This is a genomic window from Pseudomonas sp. EGD-AK9 (genome assembly GCF_000465935.2).
Taxonomy (GTDB): Bacteria; Pseudomonadota; Gammaproteobacteria; order Pseudomonadales; family Pseudomonadaceae; genus Aquipseudomonas.
In genome coordinates, this window is sequence record NZ_AVOF01000066.1 from 1 (window position 1) to 10,489 (window position 10,489).

Below are 10,489 nucleotides of genomic sequence, written 5' to 3' on the forward strand. Positions count from 1 at the left end.
CACGGCGCCGGCGCCCAGGCGCGCGGCCAGCGGCTGCAGCCGCGGCCAGTGCTGGGGCTGGGCATAGAGCAGCAGGATCGACTCGAAGTCGCAGTGCAGGTCGAGTACCAGATCGGCATCGCAGGCCTGGCGCAGCAGCAGGCGGCGCAGCCCCTCAAGGGCCGATTTGGCTGGGGGCAACTGGTCGAGGGCGGTCAGCATGGCGCTGCGGATCAGCCGCATATTGGCCTCGCCATCGCGGCCCAGGCTGCCTTCCAGCTGCGGGGCGAGCAGCGCGGCCAGGTCGACGAAATCGCGGTTGAAGTTCGCCCCGCTGGCGAAGTCGAAGCGCCCCTGGTGGGTGGCCTGGAACATCTGCCCCAGGCCGATGGGGTTGGCCACCGGCACCAGCTCCACCACGCCGGTCAACCGCCCCTGCTTCTCCAGTTCAGCCAGCCGGCGTTTGAGCTCCACCGCCACACGCATGCCCGGCAGTTCGTCGGCGTGCAGGCTGGCCTGGATATAAGCCTTGCGCGGGCCGCTGCCGAAGCGCAGCACCGTCAGGTGATGGTCGCTGCCGCTGGGGCTCCAGGGCAGGGAATGACGAATCGACTCCATGGTTTCTCCTCAGGCCTTGCGCGGGGTCAGGTAGGCCAGCCAGCGGCGCTCGGCGCCCTTGAACAGCTGGACCAGGGCGAAGGTCAGCACCAGGTAGAAGACCCCGGCGGTGATAAAGGCCTCGAACGGCATGTAGTAGCGCGAGCTGAGGGTACGCGCCGCGCCGGTGATGTCGATCAGGGTGACGATCGACGCCAGCGAAGTGGTATGCAGCATCATGATCACCTCGTTGCCGTACTGCGGCAGCGCGCGGCGCAGGGCCGAGGGCAGCAGGATGCGCCGGTACAGCTTGGCGCGCGACATGCCCATGGCCTTGGCCGCCTCGATCTCGCCGTGCGGCGTGGCCTTGAGGCTGCCGGCGAGGATTTCCGCCGAGTAGGCGCTGGTGTTGATGGCGAAGGCCAGGCAGGCGCAGAAGGTGGCGCTGGAGAAATACGGCCACAGGAAGCTGTCGCGGATGGCCTCGAACTGGGCCAGGCCGTAGTAGATCAGAAACAGCTGCACCAGCATCGGTGTGCCGCGGATCACGTAGGTGTAGAGCCAGGCCGGGGCGTTGAGCCAGGGCGAGCGCGATACCCGCATCAGGCCCAAGGGAATGGCCAAGGCCAGCCCCAGGGCCAGGGCGATCAGCAGCAACTGGAAGGTCACCAGCAGGCCGCGCCCATAGAGCGGCAGGTGCTCGGCGATCAGATGGAAATCGAGCATGGTGCGGGTCCTCTAGATGTCGGCCAGGCGCGCGCCCACGCTGTAGCGCCGCTCCAGCAGGCGCAGGGCGAGCAGCGAGACGCTGGTCAGCAGCAGATACAGGGCGGCCACGGCGAGGAAGAAGGTGAAGGGTTCGCGGGTGGCGTCGGCGGCATTCTTGGCCTTGAACATCATGTCCTGCAGGCCGACCACCGAGATCAGCGCGGTGGCCTTGGTCAGCACCAGCCAGTTGTTGGTGAAGCCGGGAATGGCGAGGCGGATCATCTGCGGCACCAGGATGCGCACGAACACCTGCACCCCGCTCATGCCGTAGGCCGCGCCGGCTTCCGCCTGACCCTTGGGGATGGCCATAAAGGCGCCGCGGAAGGTCTCCGACAGGTAGGCGCCGAAGATAAAGCCCATGGTAAACACGCCGGCGACGAAGGGATTGATGTCGATGTAGTGGTCGTAGCCGAGCAGCGGCGCGACACGGTTCACCAGGTCCTGGCCGCCGTAGAAGATCAGCAGGATCAGCACCAGGTCGGGAATGCCGCGAATCAGCGTGGCATAACCCTCGCCGAGCAGCGCCAGCCAGCGCATCGGCGACAGGCGCAAGGCCGCGCCGAGCAGGCCGAGGCTGATGGCCAGGGCCATGGAGGTCAGCGCCAGGCTCAGGGTGAGCCAGGCGCCATCGAGGATGGTCGAGCCGTAGCCGTGGAGCATGATGGGGTCCTCACGCGCCGCGACAGGCGCTGCGCGAATACGAGAAAGAGGCATCGCGCCGGTGGGCGGATGCCTCTGCGGACAGGGCAGGGTTACTGGCCGTAGATGTCGTAATCGAAGTACTTGGCCTGCACTTCCTGGTACTTGCCGTTGGCGCGGATGGCGTCGATGGCGGCGCTGATGCGCGCGGCATTGGCCTCATCGCCCTTGCGCACGGCGATGCCGGCACCGCGGCCGAAGTACTGCGGGTCGTTGAAGTCCGGGCCGACCAGGGCGAAACCCTTGCCGGTTGGGGTCTTGATAAAGCCCTCGTCGATATTGACGATGTCGGCCAGGGTGGCGTCCAGACGGCCTGCGGCCAGGTCGAGGAAGGCTTCGTTCTGCGAGGCATAGCGCACCACTTCGATGCCGGCTTTCTCGAATTTGTCGCTGGCGTAGCGATCGTAGGTGGAGGCGCGCTGCACGCCGACCTTCTTGCCTTTGAGGTCGAGCAGCGGGTCGTTGATCTGGGTGCCGGCCTTCATCGCCAGCTTGCCGGGGGTGTGGTAGTACTTTTTGCTGAAGTCCACCGATTTCAGGCGATCCTCGGTGATCGACATGGACGACAGCACGGCGTCGACCTTGCGCACCTTCAGCGAGGGGATCAGGCCGTCGAACTCCTGCTCGACCCACTGGCACTTGACCTTCATCTCGGCGCACAGGGCCTGGCCGATGTCGTAGTCGAAGCCGCTGATGGCGCCGTCCGGGGTCTTGAAGGCGAAGGGCGGGTAGGCCGCCTCGATGCCGATGCGCAGGCTGTCCTGGCTGGCGTGGCTGAAGCTGCTGGCGACGGACAGTGCCAGTGCGCCGAGAAGTGCGATCTTGTTCATCTTATTGACTCCTGGGTGGTGGTTTGGGGTTCGCTGCACAGCCGGCGGCGCGGCGCTGCCTGTGCACTGGCCGCGCCTGGGCGCAGCCGGCAACCGGGTCGGGTGGGCCGGGTTGCGGAGAGTCGGCGAAGTGGGCCGGCTCGGGTCCTGTGGGCACTATCTATGACACGTTTATTTTCATAAATCTACTATTTAGAAATATTTATGTCATTTCGGGTGTCGCCGAGCGCTCGCCTCAACCGCTCTAGCGCGCTGTCTGCCGCGCCGCGAGCGGGCTTTTTCAGGCCGCACCAGGAGGCCCAGGGTCGCCGCGGGCGCTTGAACAGGGGGTCGTTGTGGTATATAAAATTTCACAAAGCTGCATTGTGAAAATTATTATTCACATGCTGGGCGCCAGGACTGGCGCGGCTTGCAGCCGCCACAGGGAGGTCAATCCGCGTCAGAATTTTCATAACAAGAGCAATAAGAATGAAAAAGCCGTTCCAGCCTCGCCGTCTGTTCGTCGCCCTGATCCTCTCCTGTGCCAGCTCCGTGGCGCAGGCCGAAGGCCACCTGCTGGCCGTGGGGGGCATGCTGCGCGCCAGCAACGTCCCGGTCTACGCCAAGTTCGTCGAACTGGCCGGCGGCCAGCAAGGCGCGCGCATCGTCATCCTGCCCACTGCCAGCGGCAGTCAGGGCTCCAGCAAGCGCTTCATGGCCGAGCTGATCGCCCAGGGGGTCCCGGCCGAGCGCATCAGCATCGTCGGCATCGATCGTCACAACTACCTGGAGACCATGAACGACGCCGAGGTGGTCAAGCCCCTGGCTGACGCCAGTGCCGTGTGGTTCGTCGGTGGCGACCAGGCCCGCATCGCTCGCGCCCTGTTCAATGCCGATGGCAGCCCCTCGCTGCTGATGCAGGGGGTGCGCCAGGTGTTCGATCGGGGTGGCGTGGTGGCCGGCACCAGCGCCGGGGCCAGCATTCTCGGCGCCGAGATGCCCACCGCTTACGGCGTGGTGATGGATACCCTGGACTTTGGCGTCGCCGTCAAGGCCGACCAGCGTGGCACGGCCATCCTCAAGGGCGCCGGTCTGTTTAACGGCATCATCGATCAGCACCTGGACCAGATCGAGGAAACCAGCACCGGCCGCGCCGCGCGCATGGCCGCCTACCTGGCCGAGCGCAAGGCCAGCAAGGGCTTCGGCCTGGATACCAACACCGCCATGTGGGTCAAGCCCGGCGGCCAGCTGGAGGTGCTGGGCGAGGGCTACCTGACGGTGATGGATGCCAGCCAGGCCGAGAAGGGCTTCGGCCTCTACGGCACCCGGATGAGCAATGTGCGCCTGGCCATGCTCGGTCATGGCGACCGCTACGATCTGCGCAGCGGCACGCTGCAGCCGGCGGCGGGCAAGGCGGCCATCGAGGCCGGCAATCAATACCTGCTGGGCAACCAGCTGATCACCGACCTGGCCGCCGTCTCGGCCATGGGCCGCGCCGTGCTCTATGGCCTGGCCGACAACAGCGCCAGCCGCCAGCTGGGCCTGATGACCCGTTACAACCCGCTCAACGGCTACCACTACGGTTACCGCTTCGCGTTCAGCAAGACCCCGGAATTCAGCGCCTACAGCCAGTTCTACGATTCGCTGACCAACTACAGCGTCAGCGGCGTGCGCCTGGATATTCGTCCGGTCAACGCCAACCTGGGCGATCCGGCCACCAGCGCGCCGGTCGATGCCGGCAACGGCGCCCTCGGCGATGCCATCCGCGCGGTGAGCTTCCGCGGCCTGATGACCCTCAACGGGCAGAACGCCTTCGAGCCGCAGCGGCCCATCAGCCGCCTGGAACTGGCCAATGCCCTGCAGATGACCCTGGCCGCCGAGCCCAAGCTGGATGCGCTGCCGACGCTCGGCGATATCGACGCCGACGACCCGGTGCGCGAGCAGCTGCAGGTGGTGCTGTCCAACGGCTGGATGCGCGCCGGCGAGACTTTTGCCGGGCAGCAGCCGGTCACCCGCAAAGACTGGGCTCTGGCCTGCAAGGCGCTGGTCGAGCGTTTCCACAACACGCGCCTGGAAAAGAGCGCCGCGTTGAGCGACCTGGGCGAGCTGGATGCCGAACTGGCCGAGGCGGCGCGCCTGACCGTGGGCGAGGGCTGGCTCAAGGCCGCGCAGGGGCGCTTCGAGCCCGATGCGCCGGTCAGCCGCGGCGAAGTGGCGCAGACCCTGGCCCGGGTCGCCGGTCTGAGTAAAGGCTAAGCCGCACCAGGCGGCGCCCGACTGGCGCCGCCCTGAATCACCCCCCGATACCCCGAGAGCCCTGTATGCAACTGAACAGGTTGGAAGCCTTCGCCCTGGAAAAACTCTGGCACGCCCCGCAGGGCGAGCGACTGCTGGCCGGCAAGCCCGATCTGCGGGTGCTGGAACGGGTGCAAACCCGCGCCGGCTTCTACTCGATCATCCAGCTGCCCGCCCACCTGGCCGCCCTGCAGCCGGGCAACGAGCTGGAGTGGCCGTTTCGTCTCAAGCGCCTGCGGGCCAAGGGGTATTTCGTCTGCTGGGCCGAGTCGGCGTCGACCCTGTGCCTGGAGGCGGTGATCAGCAAGGGCGAGTGTCCGCCCGAGCTGGCACCGGAATTGTTCGCCTAGCGGCGGACGCTGAGCTGTTCAATAACAACAATGGAGTAAGTGATGAAACTGGTAAAACTGAGCCTGATCGCCCTGGCGGTCGCCGCCGGCTCGTCGTTCGCCCTGGCCGGGGATCAGCAGCAGGCCAAGGGCTTTATCGAAGACAGCACGCTGAAGCTGCTCAACCGCAACTTCTACATGCAGCGCAACTTCGTCAACAGCCAGCGCAACACCCGCGAGGAGTGGGCCCATGGCATGCACCTGAACTATGCCTCGGGCTTTACCCAGGGCACCCTGGGCGTGGGTGTGGATGCCCATGCCTACGGCGGCATCAAGCTCGACGGCGGCCGCGGCAGCGTGGGCAACGGCATCCTGCCGGTGGACGGCGATGGCCGCATCGAGGACAACACCGGTGAAATCGGCGGTGTGGTCAAGGCGCGCATTTCCTCCACCCAATTGAAGTTCGGCGAGCAGCGTCCCACCGCCCCGGTATTCGCCACCGGCGACTCGCGCCTGCTGCCGGAAACCGCCACGGGTTTCCAGCTGTCCAGCAGCGAGATCGACAACCTGTTCCTCGAAGCCGGGCACTTCACCGCCATCAACCGCCGCAACTCGAGCAACTCCGACGGCGAACTGACCAGCGAATACGCCGAAGTGGAGGCGCGCAGCGTCGACTTCGTCGGCGGCACCTACAACTTCCACGACAACCTCAGCGTCTCGCTGTATGGCAGCGAAGCCGAGGACGTCTGGCGCCAGTACTTCGGCAACCTCTACTACAACATTCCCCTGGCCGACCAGCAGTCGCTGAGCTTCGACCTGGTGGCCTACAAGACCGATGACCAGGGCAAGGCCCTGGCCGGCGAGCTGGACACCCTGACCTACTCGCTCAAGGGCGCCTACGGTTTCGGCGCGCACAAGCTCAGCCTGGCTTATCAGAAGGTCAACGGCGACGAGTTCTTCGACTACATCGGCGGCGACTCCATCTGGCTGGCCAACTCGGTGCAGTACTCCGACTTCAACGCCCCCAACGAGCGCTCCTTCCAGGTGCGCTACGACCTCAACATGGCCAGCTTCGGCGTGCCGGGCCTGAGTTTCATGGCCCGCTACATCAAGGGCGACCAGATCGACGGCACCAAGGCCGACCCCAATGGCGCCTTCGCCGGCTGGGCCGGCAAGGACGAGAAGCACTGGGAGCGCGACCTCGAGGCCAAGTACGTGGTGCAGTCCGGTGCCGCCAAGGACCTGTCCCTGCGCCTGCGTCAGGCCACCCACCGCGCCACTGCATTCGACAACGACCTCAACGAAGTGCGGCTGATCGTCGAGTACCCGCTGAGCCTGCTGTAACGGCGCTGCAGCCCGCCTCCGATTGCATCTCGGGGGCAGGCGAATCCCGAGGTTTTAGGTCTTCTCCACGCTCCTTTGACCTGACGGCACCCGCGGGTGCCGTTTTTTCCAGCGGCCCTGTGCAGCGCTCATTGCGGAGACTTACAGCATGCGTATCGTTCTGTTCCTGATGTTCTGTGGGCTGGCCTTCGGTGTGCAGGCGCAACCCTTGCGCATCGCCATGGAAGGCCAGTTCCCGCCCTTCGAGACCCTGGACGAGAGCGGCCAGCTCAAGGGCTTCAACGTCGATATCGCCCAGGCCCTGTGCCAGGCCATGGCGCAGGAGTGCCAGCTGCTGCGCTTTGCCTGGGACGATCTGATCCCGGCGCTGGAGGCGCAGCGCGCCGATCTGATTCTGGCTTCCATGTCGATCACCGAGGCGCGCCAGCAACGGGTCGACTTCACCGCCAAGTACGCCCAGACCCCGGCCTACTTCTTCGCCCGCAAGGGCCTGATCCATGAGGTGATCGTCACCCCGCGGCGCATCGCCGGCAAACGGGTTGGCGTGCAGCAGGGCACCACCTACGAGCGCCTGCTGGACGACAAGTACGCCGCCCACGTCCAGTTGCAGCGTTTCGACTCCGCCGCGCTGATGTACCAGGCCCTGGCCGCCGGCCAGATCGATCTGGTGCTCGACGATGCCGTCTCCGGCTTCTTCGGCTTTCTCGACGCGCCCCAGGGCCAGGGTTTCGAACAGGTCGGCAACCAGGTGGTGTCACCCAAGCACTTCGGTCAGGGCCAGGGCATCGCCGTGCGCAAGGGCGACACGGCCCTGCGCGAGCGCCTGGACCGCGCCCTGGCGGTGATCCTCAGCAATGGGGTCTACAAGCGCATCGAACAGCGTTACTTCAAACACTTCTCGGTTTACTGAGCTGGAGGTCACCACTCGACAAAAAAATCCACGCTGCGGCAGTTCCCGTTTCACAACACCCACAACAAGAGTGCGCCTGGCGCACGTCTCGGAGAACTCGACAATGATGCTTGGCAAAGTCTTACGCTGCACCCTGCTGCTGCTCGCCCTGTTGCCCCTGGTCGGCCATGCCGGCGGCCCGCTGGTGCTGATCGGTGGCGCCATCAAGGATGACAACGCGGCGATCTATCAACGCCTGATCCAGCTGGCCGGCGGCAGCCAGGCGCGCATCGGCATTATCACCGCCGCGTCCATTCCACCCAGTCAGGACCCGGATGCCGGCACCGCCAATGCGCGCAACTCCCAGGCCAACGGCGAGTTCTACGCCGCGCTGCTGAAAACCTACGGCGCCCAGGATGCCCAGTGGATTCCCATCGACCTGGACAGCATCGGCAACAACAGCAACCCCCAGGTGCTCGAGCAGATCAACGGCATGACCGGCTTCTTCTTCGGCGGCGGCGACCAGGGCCGACTGACCCAGACCCTGCAGACCAGCACTCGCCAGGACAGCCCGGCGCTGGCCGCCATCCGTGCCCGGCATGCCAATGGCGCCGTGCTGGCCGGTACCAGCGCCGGCACCGCGATCATGGTGCAGGGGCCGATGATCACCGGTGGCGAGAGCTATGACGCGCTGCGCAATGGCGTCTATACCAGCCCGGGCGGCGATGACCTGTCCTACGACATGCAGGGCGGCTTCGGTTTCTTCGGTCATGGCCTGCTCGACACCCACTTCAGCGAGCGCGGCCGCCAGGGCCGGATCGTGCGTCTGGCCGACTACAGCAACGTGCCGTTCGCCTTCGGCGTGGACGAGGACACCGCCCTGCTGGTGCAGGACAACCCCAGCCTGGGCCAGGTGGAGATGGAAGTGATCGGCAGCAATGGCGTGTTCGTCTTCGACCTGCGCAACAAGGAGCGCGGCAGCGGCAGCAGCTATGCCCTGTATGACGTGCTGGCCAGCTACCTGACCGCCGGCGACCGCTACCGTCCGGCCACCCAGCAGTTCGTCATCGGTGCTGGCAAGACCAGCCTGCGCGGCCGCGAATACTACAGTTCGGCCATGACCGCCAGCGGCGACATCTTCAGCAGCCCGAACAACAGCGGCGCCAACGGCCGGCGCAATCCGCGGGAGTTCGTCAAGGTCAGCGTCGACCTGTTCGACAGCCAGTCCACCAGCACCCTGGGCCGCACCTATGAGCGCACCCCGCGCTTTCGCGTCGACCTGGTCAAGAGCGCGCAGTACGACAGCCACGGCTACCAGGGCGTGATCGGCGGCAAGCGCCTGACCTCCTACCTGCGCATGCTGATGGACATGCGCCCGAACTGACGCGGGCGCCGCTGTAACGGCGGCATCTTCTGCCCTGATCCAGCCCCCCTGACCGGGGGTTTTTCCTGACCGCCTGTCGTGTCTCTTCTGGCAAAAGGCCAGCCATTCAAAACCTGACTAGAATGCTTGCTGTGGTTCTGTGAAGTCCGCGCGTCGGCCTGCTGGTGCGCGTTGGTTCGGGATGACCGAGGGAGAATCTATGGACGACAGAGCTGTCTTGCCTGCGCCTAAACCCTGGCTGCCGCTGGCCGTGGCACTGAGCCTGCTACTCGGCCTCGGCGCGCTGATCGTCTGGCAGTGGCAGCTGATGCAGAGCCGCGAGCGCGAGGACAGCGAGCAGCGCTTTTTGCTCGAGGCGCAGGACGTCGGCCAGCGTGTACTGGCGCGAATGCAGGCCTACGAGATGGTGCTGCGCGGCGTCTCCGGGCTGATGACCGGCAGCGATGCGGTGTCACAGGTGGAGTGGGATCGCGCCCTCGACCAGCTGCAGCTGCAGGATCGTTATCCCGGCATCCAGGCCCTGGCCTGGTCGCGCTACCTGGGCCGCGCGCAACTCGCCGACTACCTGGCCGAACTGCAGGCACAGCAGCGCCTCGACTACCAGATGTTCCCCGCCGGCGAACGCGAGCAGTACCTGCTGATCGGCTACGTCAGCCCGCTGGACTGGCGCAACCGCCGGGTGCTGGGCTTCGACATGCTCACCGAGCCGGCGCGCCTGAGCACCATCGAACGCGCCATCGACAGCGGCGAGGCCACCCTCAGCGCGCCGCTGATCCTGCGTCAGGAAACCCAGGTCGACGTGCAGGGCGGGGTGCTGCTGTTTCTTCCGGTGTTCCGCCCGGGCATGCCCTTGAGCACGCCGCAGGAGCGTCGCGAGGCCCTGCTCGGCACGGTCCATGGCGCCTTCCGCAGCCAGGATCTGATGGAAGGCATCCTCGGCCCGCAGAGCCGCCGTTTCGATATCGCCCTCAAGGACCTGCAGGAGCCGGACGCCATGCTGCTCAGCGGCGATGCGCCGCGCGCCGACTGGCAACCGCGCTTCCAGCGCAGCCTGGAGCTGTCGCTGTACGGCCGCACCTGGGGCCTGCAGGTCAGCAGCACCGCCGAGTATGAGCGCGGCCTGGCCGGCCGCGGCAGCACCCTCGGCCTGTGGCTGGGGTTGGCGGCGGTGGCCCTGCTGGCGCTGCTGGTGGGCGGTTACCTGTACCAGCGCGACCGCAAGCTGCACGCCAGCCAGCAGGTGGCGGCCAAGTTGCAGGAGCGCGAGGAGCGCTTTCGCCTGCTGGTCGAACGTCTGCCGGTGGCCACCCTGCTGTGCACCGCCGACGGGCGCATCGAGATGGCCAACCGCAGCGCCGCCGAGCTGCTCGACTGCGCCGCGCCGGCGCTGCTCGGC

General features: G+C 66.3%; 10 protein-coding genes. 6 read left to right on the forward strand and 4 right to left on the reverse strand.

The genetic code is table 11. The features are described from left to right. The 4 genes from N878_RS03660 to N878_RS03675 form a co-directional block, all read right to left on the reverse strand. A partial coding sequence (locus N878_RS03660; protein ID WP_021442334.1) for a succinylglutamate desuccinylase/aspartoacylase family protein occupies positions 1–597 on the reverse strand: 597 nt, incomplete at its 3' end. A gap of 9 nt (positions 598–606) precedes the next feature. Further along, complete coding sequence (locus tag N878_RS03665; RefSeq protein WP_021442335.1) at positions 607–1,302, reverse strand: ABC transporter permease; 696 nt, start codon at positions 1,300–1,302, stop codon at positions 607–609. Between the two features lie 12 nt (positions 1,303–1,314). After that, positions 1,315–2,004: an ABC transporter permease gene (locus tag N878_RS03670; RefSeq protein ID WP_021442336.1), complete on the reverse strand. Its 690-nt coding sequence runs from the start codon at positions 2,002–2,004 to the stop codon at positions 1,315–1,317. Positions 2,005–2,096: 92 nt separating this feature from the next. Next, positions 2,097–2,873 (reverse strand): ABC transporter substrate-binding protein, encoded by a 777-nt coding sequence (locus N878_RS03675; protein ID WP_021442337.1) that lies wholly within the window; start codon positions 2,871–2,873, stop codon positions 2,097–2,099. Positions 2,874–3,341: 468 nt separating this feature from the next. On the opposite strand from N878_RS03675, the gene N878_RS03680 reads away from it, so the two are divergent. The 6 genes from N878_RS03680 to N878_RS03705 form a co-directional block, all read left to right on the forward strand. Beyond that, positions 3,342–5,108, forward strand: coding sequence for a cyanophycinase (locus N878_RS03680; protein WP_021442338.1), 1,767 nt, complete (start codon positions 3,342–3,344; stop codon positions 5,106–5,108). Positions 5,109–5,173: 65 nt separating this feature from the next. Then, a complete protein-coding gene (locus N878_RS03685; RefSeq protein ID WP_021442339.1) occupies positions 5,174–5,497 on the forward strand; it encodes a hypothetical protein in 324 nt (107 codons plus the stop codon). Positions 5,498–5,539: 42 nt separating this feature from the next. Further along, a complete protein-coding gene (locus N878_RS03690; protein WP_021442340.1) occupies positions 5,540–6,820 on the forward strand; it encodes an OprD family porin in 1,281 nt (426 codons plus the stop codon). A 148-nt stretch (positions 6,821–6,968) separates the two neighbouring features. Then, positions 6,969–7,730 (forward strand): transporter substrate-binding domain-containing protein, encoded by a 762-nt coding sequence (locus N878_RS03695; RefSeq protein WP_021442341.1) that lies wholly within the window; start codon positions 6,969–6,971, stop codon positions 7,728–7,730. Positions 7,731–7,833: 103 nt separating this feature from the next. After that, positions 7,834–9,093, forward strand: a complete 1,260-nt coding sequence (locus N878_RS03700; protein WP_021442342.1) for a cyanophycinase — start codon at positions 7,834–7,836, stop codon at positions 9,091–9,093. Positions 9,094–9,292: 199 nt separating this feature from the next. After that, the coding region (locus N878_RS03705) for a CHASE domain-containing protein (RefSeq protein WP_177342871.1) at positions 9,293–10,489 on the forward strand (1,197 nt) is incomplete at its 3' end.